Source organism: Dietzia sp. CQ4, assembly GCF_014145125.1.
Taxonomy (GTDB): Bacteria; Actinomycetota; Actinomycetes; order Mycobacteriales; family Mycobacteriaceae; genus Dietzia; species Dietzia natronolimnaea.
In genome coordinates, this window is the sequence record NZ_JAALDZ010000057.1 from 1 (window position 1) to 16,925 (window position 16,925).

The following is a 16,925-nucleotide window of genomic DNA, read 5'->3' on the forward strand; positions in this document are numbered from 1 at the left end:
TTTTCGCCCAGCGATCCGCAGATCCCCGTGAATCACCGGGGCTAATGGCCGCGTGCGGCAAGGGGGCGTGGAGGGATGACGGACTGTGGGCCTTTCCGGGCGTGGTGAGGCTGGGCCACTACGGTATCCACCGCGACCCCTACTCGGCCGCGCGAAAGACGCTGGAGTGGTTCGGCCTGCTCGAGGTCAAAGAGGTTGGTCGGTACGAAGATGGCCGCGCCGAGGACGACGAGCGCTACCTCCACCGCATCGGACTCCGCCCCGCCGGCTTCGAGCAGCCCGCTCTGTCGGCCATCCAAGACGCCCTCCAGAGCCAACTCGATCGATGACCCGATCGACAGTGCCACCCCACCGGCCCGGGCGACGGACGGGGCGCGTTTTTACTGTCCTGACGTCGTCCGGTGACGGAATGATCGATGTGCACTTAGGCAGATCGGGCGAGGTACAGATCAGTGCGGTAGGGGATCTCGATTCGGCGCTCTCTCTCGAGCAGCGCATCGACGTCATCGAGAGTGGTTTGCCGATCGTGGTCGTCGAGGTTGGCGATCCAGCTCCATGAGGAGACCAATGCGAGGAAATCGGCCGGCTCTAGGAGCTGGGTGTGTGCGAACTCGGCATGCTGCAGGTCTGTAAACAGTCCGGTGTGCTCTAGCTCGTCGCGCCATCGCCCCTCACTGGTCGGGTAGTCGGCAGCCGCTTGCTTGTGGTGAGCGACGATGCGGCGGAAGTACTTAAGCCAGTGCGTACTCTTGTCGGTCCACGTGGGCGTGTTCCACAGCAGCGCGATGCCCCCGTCGGGGCGAAGGACACGCGCGATTTCCGCGGTCGCAGCTTGAGTGGCAAACCAGTGGAAGGCTTCACCGATCACGACCGCGTCAACTGCGCCGTCGGCCAAGGGGATCGCCTCGGCAGTCCCGTCCACGACGGTGACGTCTGAGAGTTCCGCAGTGATCGTCGCTCGCATCGCACTCGCCGGCTCCACGGCGATCACGTGACCCACGCGACTTCGAAAGCGCCTCGAAAGCTGTCCTGTCCCGGCTGCCAGATCGAGGACGGTGCTTGCCTCGTTCAGCTGGAAGCTGCCCGCAATGTGGTTGATCGCCTCAGTGGGATAACTCGGGCGTCCTTGCGCATACGCGCGTGCAACATGCGCAAATCCGGACGCGGCGCGAGGGTCGACGCTCATTCTGCGATCGTAACTTCAGCTGGCGGAGGCCGATTACCCCGCCGAAACTCGAGCGGACGAGGCGTCGCTCGCTCTCTCCCACTCCACTACCCAGATACGCCGGCCGGGCCCGGCCGCGACCACGATTTTCGCAGGCATCCGTCCCAAAGCCACCCAGCAGCGCTGCAACATCACTGCGCCCGCAGACAAACATCACCGCACCCGTAAACCAAAAACTCCTGCGCATACACCGAGAGCTTCCGTGCATACACCCAGCAACATCGAACCCCACACGGGCCCATCGTCGGTCTAGCGTTCCCCCGGGCACTGGGACGCCAGCACTGCGCGCGTTGTCCGCCCCACCCGGTACACATTCCCTGACTCGACAGGAGAGGACCTGTGACAGCTCAGCGAGCCGCCGCCAGCGGCCCACGCCTCGGGGCGCCGACATGACCGGCCCTCGAGAAGGCCTCGGCCGTGCCTTCGCAGCCCCCCGCTCCACCGAGACCCACCCACCGGTACCGGCAGCCAAGTCCGACTCCATCGCCACATCAGTACGACTCGAGTCGCGATCGGCGGAGCGGCTCAAGCACTACCGGGACACGGTCGGATGGACCACAGGAGAGGTGATCATCGACGCACTGGAGCACACCATCGACTCCCTCCCGACACTGCTCTACCCCGACGGGGCCATCGGCGGCACTCTATTCGCCCGCCGCGGCACCTCCGGAAGCTCCGCCACGCCCACCTCGAAAACCCCCGTCTACCTGCGCCTGCAAGCCGAGGACTACGCCGTTCTCGACGGGCTAGTCGAGACAACCGGGGCCCGCTCCCGAACCCACCTCATCGAGACCGCCCTGACCGCCTACCTGGACCAAAAGGACCGCCACGATGGCACTCATCAAGAAGACGCCTGACGCTCAACAGGGCACGGAATCACCGACCACCAGCGGCGGAGAGTCCCCGGTCAAAGTCCGGCGCCGGCCCATAGTCCTCGCCGCCGGCATCGTCACCGTCGTCCTATCCCTCCTCCTTGGCGCCTACCTCGTCAACGGACTACGCGAGACCGAACAGGCACTGGTGGTGCGCGTCGACCTCGAGCAGGGCCAGACCATCGTCGAGTCCGACCTGGAAACCAAGATCATCAACGCCGACTCCGGTCTGGCCGTTCTGACCGACCCCGCGGAGGTCGTCGGCATGCAGACCACCGGACCACTGGCCGCCGGCACCCTCCTGAACCCGAACTCGGTCGCGTTCCAGGTCCTGCCTCCCGCCGGGCAGTCCATCGTCGGCGTCGCTGTGGCCTTCACCAAGCGGCCCGCCGAAATGCTCCAACGAGGAGACAACGTGCGCGTCGTCGACACCCCGCGGGACCAGTCCGACCCGCCCACCCAGGGGCCCATCGCCACCAAGGGGCAGGTCGTCGCCGTCAGGGACTATCCCGAGCAGGGCGTGACCGTCATCGACCTTCTCATCCCCTCCGGCGAGGCCAACTGGGTCGCGGCCCGCTCGGCGACCAACCGCGTCGCCGTCATCAAGGACGCCGCAGACGGCGCCGGCACCAGTTCCGACAGCACACCCACCCAGGACGAGGAAAACTCCGAGGACGCTCCCGCCGAGGGCGACGACGAGGGCCAGGACCAGGGGAGCGGGCGATGATCGTCTCCTGCCTGTCTATCTCCGGATCCCCCGGAACCTCCACCACCGCACTGATGCTCTCCCTGCACAACAACGCCCCGAGCTCCTATCTCATCGAGGCCGACCCCATCGGTAGTTCACCCACCTTGGCGGGGTACCTCCAAGGCCAGGTCCGGCATGACCGCTCAGTGGTCAACCTGGTCACCCCACACACCCGAGGGCAGCTCGATTCAGCCTTCGAGCGCCAGCTCATCCCGCTGACTGACACCAAGCGCGTACAGCTCCTGCCCGGGCTCGTTCACACCCGGCAGACCCAGACCGTCAGCGGGTTCTGGTCCCCACTGGCAGATCTCCTCGGCGGCCTGTCCACCCAGGAGGCGGCAGTCGTCGTCGACGCCGGCAGAGTCGGCCACTCCTCGTTCGCCCGAGATCTCGTTGTGCGATCCGATCTCGTCCTCGTGGTCCAACGCCCCACCCGGGTAGCAGTCGCAGCCTCACGGTCCGCCCTGCCCACGCTGCGTGCACAGCTCGAGCTGGCCCGCTCGCGAGCCCCGATCGGCCTGGCGGTGGTGGGGGACAAGCCCTACACCGCCAAGGAGGTCGCCTCGGTGCTCCAGCTACCGCTGGCCATGACCATTCCCGCCGACCCCAGGGGAGCTCGCCAGTACAGCGAGGGGATCCACCTGACCGGCTGGTCTAAAACTCGGTCCCCCCTCTTGCAGTCCGTATCCAAGTTGTGGCCCGCAGCCACCACGTTCGCCGAGACCCACAAGCCGGACTGGCTCACCACGGCCCCTGAGGGAGGCACGCGATGACCCCACGCAACCCCGAACCCGACTACACCCCGCCCCCGCTGATTGACCTGCCGGTGTTCGGCGAGGTGCCAGACCCTGCCTCCGAGCGGACACCTGCCACCACTCACCAGAACCTCTCCCCGATGGGCCTGCTCGCCGCGGCATCACGCAACCCCTCGGCCGACCACACTCCCTCGGCCAACCACCAAACCCCACCGCAGACACCGATCCTCGATCCACTACCGACCCGAGACCACCTGGTCGACGACACCACCGGCACCGATACCGACTCCGCCCTCGAGGCACTCCACATCGACCTGGGTCCACGCCTGGATCCCACCGAGATCGAGCTACTGGTCGAGGAAGCCACCGAGCGCGATCAGTCACAGCGTCAAAGCCGTCAACGCGACGCAGAAGAAGCGGCCGCCGAGGGCCGCTCCGCGCCTGAGTTCACCGCAGACGATGAGCTCGCACTCGGTGCCTCGATTTGCCGGGACGTCGTCGCCCGTCACATGGATACGATCGCCCGCTCCGGCGGAACCGTCCACGACCGCACCACCCAGGATGCGCTCGTCCGCGCCGTCTTCGATCGCCTCTACCGGCTCGGCCCACTCCAGCCCATCGTGGAGGCCCCCGACGTGGAGAACATCCTCATCAACGGGGATTCCTGCCACGTCATGCGGCCAGACGGGACCACCCTGTCGGTGCCGTCGCCTTTCACCTCGGACCGCGAGCTCGTGGACTGGCTGCAGAGCATGGCCAACCGCGACCCCGCCGGCGGCCGCGAGTTCGCCCCAGTCTCCCCGGGTCTGCGCCTGAACCTGCCCGGCGGGATCCGGCTGTCCGCCATGAACTGGACGACCCAGCGGCCCTCCGTCGCCATTCGACTACACCGGCACAAGGACATCGATCTCCCGCGCTTGGTCGACATGAAGGTCATGGATGCCAGGCTGGCCCCGATACTTCAGGGCGCCTCCCGCTCCGGCGCCTCGATGGTCATCTCGGGACCGATGGGCGCGGGCAAGACCACGCTCCTGCGGGCGCTGGTCGCTGCACTGCCACCCGAGACTCGGATCGGCACCGCCGAGACTGAGCGCGAGCTGTTCCTCGACGAGCTCCCCGGACGGGCCCCGTTCGTCGTCTCCGCAGAGATCCTCGAGGGGGGCGGCGAGCGCAACCCCGTCACGGGCGCCAAGGAGGGCTCGTTCACCCTCGACGATCAACTCTACGAGTTCGTCCGTCAGCAGCTTGAGCTCGTGATCGTCGGCGAAGTCGCGGGCAAGGAAATCGTGGCCCTGTTCAAGGCGATGCAGATGGCGAAGGGGTCGATGACCACGACCCACGCTTATCACGCCCGGGGCGCGATCAACCGCTTGGTCACTTGCGCGATGGAGGCTGGGGTGACTACGCAGTATGCCGAGCGTCAGGTCGCTGAACACGTCAACGTCATCGTGCAGCTGGACACCAAATGGATCAACGACCCAGAACTGGGCCGCACCTCCCGTCGCTTCATCAGCGAAGTCGCGTGGGTTGAGCCCGACTACGACACCGCACGCCCCCAGCTGACAACTCTGTACCGAGGGAACCCGGACGGCACCGGGCAGTTCGGCACCTTCCCGGACCCGCTGCGGGATCGTCTCATCGCAGTCGGGCTCGGCCCACACGAGATCCCCGCCAATGAGCTGTTCACACGCACAGAGCAGGAGTGATGATGAGCACCGATCACGAGACTGCCCTGATGGACTACGTCCAGACAATCCTCGCCTCCGCCGGAGTCGTCCTGGTCACCGGTCCAAACCGTTCCGCTCGCACCACCCTGCTACGCCGCATCGCAAACGACGCCGCTCGCGCCGACGCGATCGTCAACACCATCACTGTCGATGACACCACCAGTACCGAGGCAATCTCGGCCCTCTGCGGCCTTCGCTCGGGCGTCCTAGCCATCGACGGCCTCGACGCCACCGACCCGATACCCGCTCTGATGACCAACGACGACGGAACCGCGATCCTGGCCACCTGCCATGCTCTCGACGCCGCCGGCGCACTGGACCGTCTCATCTCCGCCGCGCTGGCGCAGGGGCTAAGCGATCGGGCAGCGGCCCGGCTCGTGCACACCCACGTCGACCTCGTCCTGGTCACCGGACGCAACCTCCCACCAGCCACCACTCCAGGAGGCGAGTTCACGATCACCGCAGCCTCGGCGATTGACGGCAGCGAACCCGTCCCGGTGTACGTCACCGGCCCCCGAGGGGGCCGACTCATGCTTCCGACCGCCCACCGCAGGGGAGGACGACGATGAAAACCCTCGGAATGATCGTGGCGATCCTCGCCCTCTGGGCAGGCGTCGCTCTGATCTGGAACGGCTGGAGCGATCGCCGCTCAGCGTCAACACCCAGACCCCGCCGAACCGTCGAGGCGCCGAAGCTGACCCGCACTCAGCGACTGGCCATTACAGCCGGTTTCATTGCTGGTGCCGCGGTGTGGCTCCTGACCGGCTGGCTCGTCGCCGTCGTCGTCGGCCCCCTCGCCGCCTGGCTCGGCCCCCTACTCCTGGGCGCCGACGGCAGCGCGGAGCGCATCGAACGCCTCGACGCCCTGAGCGAGTGGTCACGCCTGCTCGCCTCCTCGGTCTCAGTGACAGGCCTCGAACAAGCCATCATCTCCACGCAGGGGTCCGTCCCCGAACCGATCAAGGACGAGGTCACCGCACTCATCGCCCGCGTGCGCACCAACACCATCTCCACCGACTCCGCGATCCGCTCGTTCGCCGACGACCTCGACGACGGCGGCACCGGTGACCTGATCTGTGCAACTCTCCTTGTCGCGGTAGACAAGCGCGGATCCGGCCTGCGCCGCATGCTCGAATCACTAGCCGATTCGGTCGACGAGGACGTGCGCAACCGGCGCGCCACCGAAGTCACACGCCGGGGGTTCCGCACTCAGACTCGCTTGGTGACCACCATCATCACCGTCTTCCTCACCTACCTGTTCGTGCTGACCGACTTCATGGAGCCCTACAAGTCCGGCGGTCTGCAGATCGTCCTCGTGGGCCTGGTGGGCGGCTTCGCCGGAGCCCTCTACTGGATGCGCCTACTCACCCTTGAACGGCCGGTTCCGCGGTTCCTGGGAGCCAAAGCCAACGCCGCCAGCACACACCGCACACCGAAGGGAGCGCTCTCGTGAGCGGAGCATCGAACCTGCTCGCCGTCGCCGCCCTGTTCGGCGTTGGCCTGTTCCTCATCGGACTCTGGCTCACTCCCGCTAAACCGGCGCTCGCCGACGCCATGTCCCGCATGGAGCCCCCCACCCAGTCACCGATCCAACGGGAAACCCATCAGGCCACTTCCAGCTTGACGAACTCCCAGCGACGAAAGGCCGCCGTTGGCCACCGCACCCACGACTTCGTCTCGGGTCTGTCGTTCGTCACCATCCCCACATCGGACCTGGCTGTCCTCAACAAACCCGCCGCCGTCTATATCGGCGACAAGGTACTGTCCGCGCTCGTCGGGTTCCTCCTGCCGCTCATCCTCAACGCCGTCGCCGAACTCGGCGGGTTCGGACTGGGCTGGAGCCTGCCCGGCTTGGCCAGCTTCGTCCTCGCCGCCGTTCTCTTCATCGCCCCCGACCGCGAGATAAAGGCGCAAGCCGCTCGAGCCAGGGTCGAGTTCCGCCGGTCTCTGGGCATCTACATCGACGTCGTCGCGATGATCCAACGCTCCGGTGTCGGCGGCACCCAATCCCTCGAGCAAGCCGCCCTCGTCGGCGACTCCTGGGTAGTGCGCCGCATCGACGACGCTCTGCAGGAAGCCGCCCGGGCCGGCAAGCGGCCCTGGAATGCGCTCAAACGGCTGGCCGCCCAACTTGAACTCAAGGACCTGGCGGACGTGGCCGACATCATGACCCTGGGCGCCGAGCACGGAACCCAAATCAACGACTCCCTCCGAGCCAAGGCCAGGTCACTGCGCAACTCGATGGTGTCCGAGGCCGCCGGCGACGCCACCGCCAAGACCCAGAACCTCTCCGCGCCACTGGGCCTTCTCGTGGTCCTGTTCATCGTCTTGATCCTCGTGGCCGCCCTTGCCAGCTTCGGAGGGGCCTAAGGTATGCCTTGACCTGCGCCGATGCACCTGAGAATAATGTTAGAGCCTGTCCACATCACTGCGGATGTCACAAACCACGACCTCCGTCCACCTACCACTAGGTAGAGACACTCCTAGGAGACCGCCATGACTCGTCTGCCCGCACCTCGTCCGGCCCGCGCCCGCGCCTACAACGCGAGCCTGACCGTCGCCGTCACCACCATGCTCGCCCTCCAGGCGCTCACCGACCGCGCCCTGACCCGCCCGCACGACGCCGGCGACGTCGTCGAGAAGGTGATCATCATCTCGGGAATGGCCATCGCAGCCATCGCCGCCGTGGCGTACTTCCGGCCCGTCATCGAGCGGTACATGCACCAGGTGCGCTGATGCGCAGCGTTCGCTGCTACCTCACCCGCAGACTGCGAGGTCGATGGGACGCAGGTGACGTCGTCGCCACCGTGATCATCTTCCCCGCGATCATCGGGTTCACCCTGCTGTGCCTGCAGTACGCCCTCGTCATGCAGGCCCGCACCGCAGCGAATCACTCTGCCGAGATCGGTCTCGACTCGGCCCGCGCTCAGCACGGATCCGTTCCGCTGGGCATCGCGGCCGCGCAGGCCTTCGCTAACGACGCTGGCGGCGCTTTGCGCTCTCCGGTTGCCACTGGCACACGCACCGGCGCCGACGCGTCGATCACTGTCACAGGCACCGCGATCAGCCTCTTCCCGGGTTTCACCCCGGACATCAACGTCACCCGCACCGGCCCTGTCGAGCGCATCACCAGGCCGGGGGCGCTATGACCATGACCCGCCTCCGCACCACCCTGCGCAGCCGCCTCGGCCCCACAGACCGCGCCGCCGAGCCACTGGAGACCGCGATCATGGTCCCAGTGGTCCTGCTCTTCTGCGGCCTCATCGCTGTCGGCGGTGCCGTCGCCCTGGCGCACCTGGCCGTCCAACACGCGGCCTTCGAGGCCGCCCGAACCGCCTCCCTGGCCCGGACCCCCGCAGAGGCCAGCTCACAGGCTCAACGCTCCGCGCAGGACAGCCTGGACCACGCCGTCGGAGTGAACTGTGCGACCTCGAACGTCTCCGTCGACACCGCCGGGTTCGGCCTGCCCGTCGGTACCGACGCCATCGTCACCGCCCGCGTCGCGTGCACCATCTCCCTCGACGTCCTCGGATTCGACAACGTGATGGGGGAGCGGCACATCACCGCCGAGGCGTCATCCCCGCTGGACCGGTACCGGGAGCGCACCTCATGACCACGACCCTGCGCCTCCTGCGCGATCGCCTCGGCCCCCCAGACCGCGCCGCCGCCACCCTCTGGTTCACGATTTTCGCCTTCGCCTTTCTGATGTTCACTGGCCTCGTCGTCGACTACGGCGGCACCGTGGCCGCCAAGCACCGCGCACAGATCGCCGCCGACGAAGCTGCTCGAGCTGCCGGCCAGGCGGTGATCAAGCCCCTCGGCATGCGTGGTGTTGACGTCGTCGTCGATCCCCTCGGCGCCCAGGGTGCCGCCCAGCGGTACCTCTCTCAAGCGAAGGTCCAGGGCACGGTGCAGCCCATCGCCCCCCGGGTGCTCATGGTGACCACCACAGAGACCTACGACCCCAAGATCCTGTCGATCATCGGGATGGGCACGAGGCGGGTCACCGGGACCGCCACGGTGAATCTGAACCACGTCGGTGCAGACGCCGGCGACGGCATCCCGGCGGGCCTCCCCGGCCTGGGAGGCGGGTAACCGTGCACCTCGCCGAACTACTCATCATCACCACCGGTGCCGTCGGCGCGCTGGGTGGCGGTGCAGGACTACTGAAAGCCGTCCGCTCCGCGGACTGACGACCAGGAGGACACGTCATGCGACTACTCAAGGGACTCGGCTCCCTCGCCCTCATGGTTTTCGTGCTGGCCGGGATCCCGACCCTGCTCTGGTTCCTGGGCGGCAACCCGCTGCCGACCGAGCTGCCGTCGATGGACCTGCTGACCAAGCCCACAGACCTCGGGCTGTTCCTCGGAGCCATCACCCTCGCCGGTTGGGCCGCCTGGGCGACACTGGCCTGGGCCATCGTCGTCGAGCTCGTCGCCGCGATACGAGGCGTCACCATCACCCCACCCAAGGCCCTGGCCTGGCAGCACGGCAGTGCCCGCAACCTGGTCGGGGGAGTCATGCTCCTGGGCGCCCTGGGAGCTCAGATCGGCGGCACCGCGGTCGCAGGAGCCGCCCCCGCTGGCCCAGACGCTGCCCCCGGTACCCAGTACGTCGCCGACCGAGACGCCACCAAATCGTCTACGGCCACGACGGACGCGCCCATCGCCGCCACCAACCCCGCCAGGTTCCCTCAGCCCCAGACGGTGACGACCGAACGCGGCGACACCCTCTGGGATCTGGCCGAAACTCACCTTGGCGACGGGCACCGCTGGACCGAGATCCGTGACGCCAACCCCGAGAGCGCCACCGGCCCGTTCCTCCCCACCGGTGCGACGCTGACCCTGCCGGCCACCGCGACCCCCGCGGGCCCCGGGCAGGTGACCGTTGTCGAAGGCGATTGCCTGTGGGACCTGGCAGCCACGCACCTCGGTGACCCGTACCGGTGGACCGAGATCCGTGACGCCAACCCCGGAGTCGTCCACGCCCAGGGCTCGCTCATCTACATCGGCACTCACCTGACCATCCCCACCGGGGCACCCCAGGCCGCAGCAGAATCTGCCCCCACGAGCACCCCGCAGGTCTCTCCGGAGATCTCCGCGCCGGCCCCGGAAGACCAGGACGCGCCCCCGGCCCCGGACGATCCCGCGCCTGTCACCTCCGAGCCCGCCCCCTCAGCAGCGCCGTCGACGAGCCCGGCCGCCCCCCAGGCGACGACACACGAGGGCGCGCCCACCCGCAGTGAGGCCGGCGGCCGCCACGCCGACACCACCCCCTCCTCGAGCACATCACCGCCCACCTCGAGCTCGGCCGCTCCCTCCACCTCACAGGCCCCGGACCCCGCCCCATCATCCGAGGCCGCCGCCCCTGTCCCGTCGACGAGCTCGGCCGTACCCGAGACCACACAGGAGGAGGCACCCACCCGTAGCGAGGCCGGCGGCCGCCACGCCGACACCGCACCGGCCCCTGCAGAGTCGGAGCCCTCTGAGACTGACGCTGCCCCCGCCTCTGCAGAAACCGACCCCGAACCGACCCCTGCAGAGTCGGCGCCCGCCGTCGACCTGGCCCCCGCGGAGTCAGCATCGCCCGAAACCGACCCGGCCCCGACAGACGAGACGGACATAGCCCAGTCCGCCGAGGACCAGGCCGCCCGCATCCTCAGCAGCCTCGGTGACAGCGGCGCTGCCCCCACAACCACTCAATCCCAGGAGCTCCCCCCGCCGCCGCCACCAGCGTCAGCACCTGCAGAGACCCCTGCACCCCCACCGTCTGCTCCGGATCCCACCGCGGCACCGACTGCCGAACCGCTGGCGGAGATCGGGTCAATGTCGGTCGCCCCCCAGCCCGAAGCCGCGCCCGGTAGCGCGGAAGCGCAACAGATCGCCGAGCAGGCCGCCGCCGCGGCCGCCGAGTACGGTCTCGGCGCCTCGCCCAACACCCCCGCTCGAGTCCAGACACCAATCGCCCCGTCCGCGCCTGCCGCATCGGAGCAGCAACCGTCCGCAGTCGCAACGGACCCTGCCCTGGCCTCCACCGAGCTGAACGAGCGCACCACGATGGTCACCGGGCTCTCGGCCGTCGCCCTGTTCGGTGTGATCAGCATCGTGCAGCTCTACCGCCGCCGCCAACAGCATGATCGCCGCCGCGGCGAGGCCATCGCCCTACCCGCTGACGAGGCCAGCGAGATCCTGACCGAGGCCAACGCTGCCGTCGACCCCCTCGTCCTGGCCGACGTCGACCTCGTCCTGCGACACCTCGACGACTGCACCCGCGACCGCGAGCAGGTCCCCCAGGTCGTCGGGGTCACTCTCACCGAGCACACCGTCGATGTCGCGATCGCCACCGACCTGGAACTGCCCGAACCCTGGGCACGCGTCGATGGCGCTTGGAGCGTGGCACCTCGCCACCTACCCGACGCGCCCCACTCCCTAGTCAGCCCCTGGCCCTCGCTGGCGGCCGTGGGCGCCACCGCAGCAGGGGACCCGTTCCTGCTCAACCTGGAAGATGTCGGCCACCTCGCCGTCTCCGCCCCCAACGACCGGGACCTGGCCCGCCACATCATGCAGGCCATCGCGGTCGAGCTCGCAGTGAGCCCGATCGCCGACGGAGATCTCCACATCCACCTCGTGGGGCTGGCCCCCGACCTACCCGCCGCCCTCGACAACGGCCGCCTGGACCACTGGGAGGACATCGACGCTCTCCTGGACCACCTCGACCGGACCAGCGGCCAGCACAGCCAGGCCCTCGCCGCCGACGACCTCGCGACCACCGCCCACGCTCGGCGAGCATGGGACAGCAGCGACTACACCGCACCCCACGTCGTGCTCTGCGCCGCAGAGATCACGGAGGCGCAACTGCACAGACTGGGCGAGCTCACCCGCGCCCCGCGGTTCGCTGCGGCCGCGGTCACCTCGCAGCCGGCGCCGGTCGCGGGCGGCTGGGTCCTCGAAGCCACCGACTCCGCCGCTGCGCAGCTGCACACCGGCGCCGGCGGAGGGCTCGCCATCACCCCGGCACAGCTCACCGATGCAGATCTGGCGGCCGTCGTCGAGGTCCTCGCAGCGGCCCAACGCCCCTCGCGTCCCACCCCGGCCGAGGAGACCCCCGCCGAGCCGGCCACGGAGGGCCACGAGCCCACCGAGGACGTCCAGACCGTCGACGGAGCAGACGGCCCCGCCGACGTCCCCACGAGCACCGCCCCAACCTGGGCCGCCGAGGAGGTCGAAACGACCCTCGCCGACACGGCGCCGATGCCGCGCCTGGTCGACCCGCTGACCGACACCGTCGACCATCCGACCTTCACTCTCGCACCACCCGCCGACGACACCCCCGCCGCCTCGCACCACGCCGCCGCGACCGAGCCGGCAGACCACCTCTGGCTACATCTGCTCGGCGAGCCTAAGGTCACCCCACTGAGCGGCGAGAAGGCCCCCGAGAGCCGCGAAGGCCGCCTCACCGAACTCGCGGTCCTCCTGCACCTCGAGGGCGAGCTCACCCACACCCAGATCGACGAGCGACTGTGGCCACGAGATCCGCAGGAGAAGATCGCCGACCCCACCGAGCGGGCCCGCAAGAAGAAGGACCGGCGGCAGCAGGCGTTCTCCCGTCTGCGGCGCTGGATGGGTGAGACCGCCGGCGGCGAGGAGGCCTTCCCCAAGGTCGGTGGCCGCTACTCCGACACCCGCTACCACCTGCACCCCGACGTCACCAGCGACTGGCAGCGCTGGCAGCAGCTCGTCCCCCGCATGGCCTGCGAAGCCACCACAGCCGATCTGGTGGAGGCCATGGCCCTGGTCCGCGGCACCCCACTGACCCGGCACACCGCCCGCATCACCACCTACGGGTGGGCCGACGACTACCGGCAGGACATGATCTCCCGCGTCACCGACGCCGCCGAGGAGCTCGCCGCCAGACAGATCAACGACGGCTCCGTCGCCGACGCCCTGGCCACCGCCCAGCTAGGCCTCGAGGTCTGCACCGCCCGCGAGGGCCTGTGGCGCATGGCCATCATCTCCACCCACGGACTAGGAGGCCCCAGCTCCCGCGACCAGACCCAGGACCTCATCGACCGCATGCTCACCGAGATGACCGAACTCGAGGTCGAGCTCGAACCCCAGACCACCGACCTGCTTGACCTACTCGATCAGCTCCACACCGACGAGGGCGACCCTCTCTACGACATCTCCGCGGAGGCCTCCTGAAATGATCACCAACGCTGTCCGCCCCCGCGGCTACCATTCCGCGCTAAAACGACCTGGAGGCCTCATGACGAGCCTGACCAAAACCAGTACCGCGCTCCTCGCCGCGATCGCCATCGGCTGCACCACCACCGCGTGCACCAGCGGCAACAGCGAACCTGCCCCCACGACGAGCACCGATCAACCCCCGCTCAGCGGGGTGGGCCCCGCCGGCCGTAGTCCCGGCCAACAAGCCACCGAGGGCGCGATCGCCGCCGTCAAGGGCATGTACAGCGCGGAGATGGAGGTATCGGGAGATACCACCAAGGATCTCAATCTGCTGGCGCAGTACACCACCGACCCCTACCTATCGAGGCTGCGTGATGACATCACGCTACGGCGCTCGAAGGGCATCGTCTCGGAGGGAGAAATCCGGGTGATCCGCACTCAGCCAGACGAGGTCACGGCGCCGACGGATGAGGACGGAAACCCGGTCCGGGGCACGGCCGAGGTCCTCCTCAGGACATGCGTAGACGTGTCGACCTACGCCTCTATCGACCCGGAGGGCAACGACACTGTCGATCCGAATCGGTTGGAGCAGGCGCAGGCCATTTTCCGTGTGGTGAATGACTCCTGGCCGGCGGGTGACGGTTGGCGCGTCGTCGAGAACACCCTCCCCACAGTGGAGGAATGCGATGCGTACTAGAAGGCCATTCTGGGTCTCCCTGCTGGCAGCGGGGATCGTCGTAGCTACTGCCGGTACTGCGTCCGCTCAGGGCGGCGCGACCCTGACAGGGAATACCGTGGTGGTCACCGGCACCTACACCGAGGCTGCACCGGTGGCGGCTGGTCCGTCAGGCGGCGGTGGGGGCGGCGGAGGTGTGCCCGCACTGCCGGGCGCAGGAACCGGTGGCGGCGCAGGAACGGCGTCCCCACCTACCTTCGCCGAGATCCCGGTGTCAGGCGCCTGTGGCCTGCTCGCCGCGGCCGGTGGTGGCGAGTGTGGCCCCATCTCTCCGGCAGCTCCCGGCGGAGGCCCAGCTGCAGCCCCGGCTCCTCCGCCAATCGACTGGCTCGCAGTGGCCCGCGGAATCGCGTCCGACGCGGCGGCGACGATCGGCATCGAGGCGATCGACATCGGCATCGTCCCGGAGGACATCGAGGGCCGGGTCGGCCTAGTGGGCATGCCAGTCTGGATGTGGGTGGAGAACCCCTCGCCGGAGACCATCGGCCCGATGCAGAGGGTCGTGACATCGGGCCCAGTCGTGGTGACACTCAACGCCACAATGCTGGCGGTGGGCTGGGACATGGGCGATGGCGGGCACCAGCTCTGCGCCGGCGCCCTGGCCCCGTACACCCCCTACACCGATGTGGCCGGCGACAGCCCCTCACCGACCTGTGGGTACCGGTACTCGCGGTCGAGCCTGCGCCAACCGGGAGAAAAATTCGAGGTCACGGCCACATCGACGTGGCAGGTGACCTGGACAGCAACCACACCCGCTGGCGCGACCGGGGGAGTGATCCCCATGGCCCGCTCGTCATCGACGAACATCAAAGTCGGCGAAAACCAAGTCCTCGTGCTGCCGGGGCGCCCAGGGGCGTGAGAGCAGGTGGTAACCACTTTAATTACACTGCGTTACTGGAGGTGCAGGCCATGAGCACGACTGCCCGCCTGCCGAGAGATTTGGAAGAGCGCCTGGCCCGCGTGGCGAAGGGGACCGGACGGCCCAAGAGCCACTACCTACGCGCGCTGCTGGAGGAAAACATCGAGCGCCTGGAGTGGGAGGCCGAGCTGCAGCAGAAGGTCGCCGATATTCGTGCCGGACGCCGCCAGACCTACACCCTGGACGAAGTCGAGGCCGAGCGTGACCTGGCTGAATGAGCCGGAAGACTACCGCAACATTCAGTTCGGCCTGGCTGTGCTCTATCGAGGTCCCGCACCGCAGCGATAGATACTCCTAACCCGCCCTGTCGGTGTCCGAGGCGGGTGCTACACAGAGAACATCCGATCGAGGGAAGGGGGTGCGCAGCGTGGGTGAGACCGTCGAGACGCTGCGCGCCTACCGGTTCTGCCTGGATCCCACCGACGGACAGCGGCAGACTCTGGCACGCTATGCCGGCGCCGCCCGTTGGGCGTTCAATGCCCGCCTGGCGGTGTTGGTCTCCGGCCACCGCCGGTACCTCCAGGAGGTCGCCTACACGACCTACACCGACGACGTCGACGAGGTTGGCGCCCGGGTCCTGGTCAAGGCTCGCGGTGGTGTGCCCACGATGAGCCTGGCCGCGCAGTCGCGTGAGCTGACCGCGATGATCGCCGATCACCGCACCCGCGCCGCGGCCGATCCTGAGGCCGAGGGGGCGTGGCTGCACACGATCAACCGGCACGCGATCGTGGCGGGAATGCGCAACGCCGACCGCGCCTGGTCCAACTGGCAAACCTCGCACCGGGGCGAGCGTGCCGGCGCCCGCGTCGGCTACCCGCGGTTCAAGAAGAAGGGCCGCACCCGCGACGCGTTTTCGCTGTTCCACGACGTTAAGCGCCCCGGGATTCGGTTGGCCACCTACCGGCGCCTGCGGCTACCGGGCATCGGTGAGATCCGGCTCCACGACTCCGGCAAACGTCTCGGCCGCGCGATTGCCCGGGGCGAGGCGCTCGTGCAGTCGGTGACCGTGTCCCGATCCGGGCACCGCTGGTACGCCTCAGTCCTGGTCAAACAGCAGCAAGTACAGCGCGGTCCGTCCCACCGCCAGCGAGCCGCCGGCACCGTAGGCGTCGACCTGGGGGTCAAGGCCGTAGCCGCCCTGTCCACCGGCGAGCTGGTGCCCAACCCGCGCGTCAAAGCGAGCGTGGCCGCGCGGATCGCCAAGACCAACCGGGCCCTGGCGCGATCGCAGCGGGGATCGAACCGGCGGCGGCGTCTCGTCGCCCGCCTTGGCCGGCTGCATCACCTGGAGGCGCTCGAACGAGCCCGCCACACCCACACACTGACCAAGCGCCTGGCGACCGGCTGGTCCGATGTGGCAGTGGAGGACCTGCACGTGGCCGGCATGACGCGGTCCGCCCGCGGCACGGTCGACGCCCCGGGCCGAAACGTCCGCGCCAAAGCCGGCCTGTCGCGGTCGATCCTTGACGTCGAGCCCGGCGAGATCCGCCGCCAGCTCGACTACAAGACGTCCTGGTACGGATCGCGCCTGCACGTCGTGGACAGGTGGGCGCCGACCAGTAAGACCTGCTCGCGCTGTGGCTGGGTGAAACCCAAACTCAGCCTTGCGGAGCGGATGTTCCATTGCGACGACTGCGGCCTGGTCAAGTAGTGCCCCATAGAGTGGTGTAACTCGGTGGCCAAGATCGTCTGCGATTCCGTGTTGTACACGGGTGTAGAGCGGCCACCGTGTGATCCTTCGAGTCAACCTTCTACCG

General features: G+C 68.4%; 18 protein-coding genes. 17 read left to right on the plus strand and 1 reads right to left on the minus strand.

From position 1 onward, the window contains the following. Positions 1 to 329: hypothetical protein (locus tag G6031_RS04030; protein WP_206682132.1), on the plus strand; the 329-nt coding region annotated here is incomplete at its 5' end. A gap of 95 nt (positions 330 to 424) precedes the next feature. Here G6031_RS04030 and G6031_RS04035 read toward each other — a convergent pair. Next, positions 425 to 1,186, minus strand: coding sequence for a class I SAM-dependent methyltransferase (locus G6031_RS04035; RefSeq protein ID WP_182652514.1), 762 nt, complete (start codon positions 1,184 to 1,186; stop codon positions 425 to 427). 428 nt (positions 1,187 to 1,614) lie between these two features. Here G6031_RS04035 and G6031_RS18795 point away from each other — a divergent pair, with 428 nt between their 5' ends. The 16 genes from G6031_RS18795 to G6031_RS04115 all read left to right on the plus strand — a co-directional run bounded on the left by G6031_RS18795 (position 1,615) and on the right by G6031_RS04115 (position 16,819). Continuing rightward, complete coding sequence (locus G6031_RS18795) at positions 1,615 to 2,082, plus strand: ribbon-helix-helix protein, CopG family (protein WP_241737176.1); 468 nt, start codon at positions 1,615 to 1,617, stop codon at positions 2,080 to 2,082. Next, positions 2,057 to 2,824, plus strand: a complete 768-nt coding sequence (locus tag G6031_RS04045; RefSeq protein ID WP_182652515.1) for an SAF domain-containing protein — start codon at positions 2,057 to 2,059, stop codon at positions 2,822 to 2,824. The genes G6031_RS18795 and G6031_RS04045 overlap by 26 nt, the downstream gene beginning before the upstream one ends. Continuing rightward, positions 2,821 to 3,618, plus strand: a complete 798-nt coding sequence (locus G6031_RS04050; RefSeq protein ID WP_182652516.1) for a hypothetical protein — start codon at positions 2,821 to 2,823, stop codon at positions 3,616 to 3,618. Before G6031_RS04045 ends, G6031_RS04050 begins: the two co-directional genes overlap by 4 nt. Beyond that, complete coding sequence (locus G6031_RS04055) at positions 3,615 to 5,306, plus strand: ATPase, T2SS/T4P/T4SS family (protein ID WP_182652517.1); 1,692 nt, start codon at positions 3,615 to 3,617, stop codon at positions 5,304 to 5,306. The genes G6031_RS04050 and G6031_RS04055 overlap by 4 nt, the downstream gene beginning before the upstream one ends. Positions 5,307 to 5,308: 2 nt before the next feature. Beyond that, entirely contained in the window at positions 5,309 to 5,896 is a 588-nt protein-coding gene (locus G6031_RS04060) for an ATP-binding protein (RefSeq protein WP_182652518.1), read from the plus strand. After that, positions 5,893 to 6,780 carry a hypothetical protein gene (locus G6031_RS04065; RefSeq protein WP_182652519.1) on the plus strand — a complete coding sequence of 296 codons (888 nt, stop codon included), beginning with the start codon at positions 5,893 to 5,895 and terminating at the stop codon, positions 6,778 to 6,780. Before G6031_RS04060 ends, G6031_RS04065 begins: the two co-directional genes overlap by 4 nt. Continuing rightward, positions 6,777 to 7,697, plus strand: a complete 921-nt coding sequence (locus tag G6031_RS19060; protein ID WP_182652520.1) for a type II secretion system F family protein — start codon at positions 6,777 to 6,779, stop codon at positions 7,695 to 7,697. Before G6031_RS04065 ends, G6031_RS19060 begins: the two co-directional genes overlap by 4 nt. Positions 7,698 to 7,823: 126 nt before the next feature. Further along, positions 7,824 to 8,063, plus strand: a complete 240-nt coding sequence (locus G6031_RS04075; protein ID WP_182652521.1) for a hypothetical protein — start codon at positions 7,824 to 7,826, stop codon at positions 8,061 to 8,063. Further along, positions 8,063 to 8,476 carry a pilus assembly protein gene (locus G6031_RS04080; protein ID WP_182652522.1) on the plus strand — a complete coding sequence of 138 codons (414 nt, stop codon included), beginning with the start codon at positions 8,063 to 8,065 and terminating at the stop codon, positions 8,474 to 8,476. Before G6031_RS04075 ends, G6031_RS04080 begins: the two co-directional genes overlap by 1 nt. A gap of 2 nt (positions 8,477 to 8,478) precedes the next feature. Then, entirely contained in the window at positions 8,479 to 8,940 is a 462-nt protein-coding gene (locus tag G6031_RS04085; RefSeq protein ID WP_182652523.1) for a TadE family protein, read from the plus strand. Then, positions 8,937 to 9,422 carry a pilus assembly protein TadG-related protein gene (locus tag G6031_RS04090; RefSeq protein WP_182652524.1) on the plus strand — a complete coding sequence of 162 codons (486 nt, stop codon included), beginning with the start codon at positions 8,937 to 8,939 and terminating at the stop codon, positions 9,420 to 9,422. The genes G6031_RS04085 and G6031_RS04090 overlap by 4 nt, the downstream gene beginning before the upstream one ends. Positions 9,423 to 9,538: 116 nt before the next feature. Next, entirely contained in the window at positions 9,539 to 13,528 is a 3,990-nt protein-coding gene (locus G6031_RS04095) for a LysM peptidoglycan-binding domain-containing protein (protein WP_182652525.1), read from the plus strand. Between the two features lie 64 nt (positions 13,529 to 13,592). Beyond that, positions 13,593 to 14,210, plus strand: a complete 618-nt coding sequence (locus tag G6031_RS04100; protein ID WP_182652526.1) for a hypothetical protein — start codon at positions 13,593 to 13,595, stop codon at positions 14,208 to 14,210. A 373-nt stretch (positions 14,211 to 14,583) separates the two neighbouring features. Continuing rightward, positions 14,584 to 15,108, plus strand: a complete 525-nt coding sequence (locus tag G6031_RS04105) for an ATP/GTP-binding protein (protein ID WP_182652527.1) — start codon at positions 14,584 to 14,586, stop codon at positions 15,106 to 15,108. 50 nt (positions 15,109 to 15,158) lie between these two features. Further along, positions 15,159 to 15,386, plus strand: a complete 228-nt coding sequence (locus G6031_RS04110) for a ribbon-helix-helix protein, CopG family (RefSeq protein ID WP_182652528.1) — start codon at positions 15,159 to 15,161, stop codon at positions 15,384 to 15,386. 149 nt (positions 15,387 to 15,535) lie between these two features. Further along, positions 15,536 to 16,819: an RNA-guided endonuclease TnpB family protein gene (locus G6031_RS04115; RefSeq protein ID WP_206682133.1), complete on the plus strand. Its 1,284-nt coding sequence runs from the start codon at positions 15,536 to 15,538 to the stop codon at positions 16,817 to 16,819. Positions 16,820 to 16,925 lie beyond the last annotated feature (106 nt).

Coding starts and splice junctions, on each gene's coding strand:
- G6031_RS04065 (WP_182652519.1), top strand. CDS start 5,893: ATGAAAACCCTCGGAATGATCGTGGCGATCCTCGCCCTCTGGGCAGGC.
- G6031_RS04050 (WP_182652516.1), top strand. CDS start 2,821: ATGATCGTCTCCTGCCTGTCTATCTCCGGATCCCCCGGAACCTCCACC.
- G6031_RS04060 (WP_182652518.1), top strand. CDS start 5,309: ATGAGCACCGATCACGAGACTGCCCTGATGGACTACGTCCAGACAATC.
- G6031_RS04095 (WP_182652525.1), top strand. CDS start 9,539: ATGCGACTACTCAAGGGACTCGGCTCCCTCGCCCTCATGGTTTTCGTG.
- G6031_RS04080 (WP_182652522.1), top strand. CDS start 8,063: ATGCGCAGCGTTCGCTGCTACCTCACCCGCAGACTGCGAGGTCGATGG.
- G6031_RS04055 (WP_182652517.1), top strand. CDS start 3,615: ATGACCCCACGCAACCCCGAACCCGACTACACCCCGCCCCCGCTGATT.
- G6031_RS04090 (WP_182652524.1), top strand. CDS start 8,937: ATGACCACGACCCTGCGCCTCCTGCGCGATCGCCTCGGCCCCCCAGAC.
- G6031_RS18795 (WP_241737176.1), top strand. CDS start 1,615: ATGACCGGCCCTCGAGAAGGCCTCGGCCGTGCCTTCGCAGCCCCCCGC.
- G6031_RS04045 (WP_182652515.1), top strand. CDS start 2,057: ATGGCACTCATCAAGAAGACGCCTGACGCTCAACAGGGCACGGAATCA.
- G6031_RS04075 (WP_182652521.1), top strand. CDS start 7,824: ATGACTCGTCTGCCCGCACCTCGTCCGGCCCGCGCCCGCGCCTACAAC.
- G6031_RS04035 (WP_182652514.1), bottom strand. CDS start 1,186: ATGAGCGTCGACCCTCGCGCCGCGTCCGGATTTGCGCATGTTGCACGC.
- G6031_RS04110 (WP_182652528.1), top strand. CDS start 15,159: ATGAGCACGACTGCCCGCCTGCCGAGAGATTTGGAAGAGCGCCTGGCC.
- G6031_RS04085 (WP_182652523.1), top strand. CDS start 8,479: ATGACCCGCCTCCGCACCACCCTGCGCAGCCGCCTCGGCCCCACAGAC.
- G6031_RS04100 (WP_182652526.1), top strand. CDS start 13,593: ATGACGAGCCTGACCAAAACCAGTACCGCGCTCCTCGCCGCGATCGCC.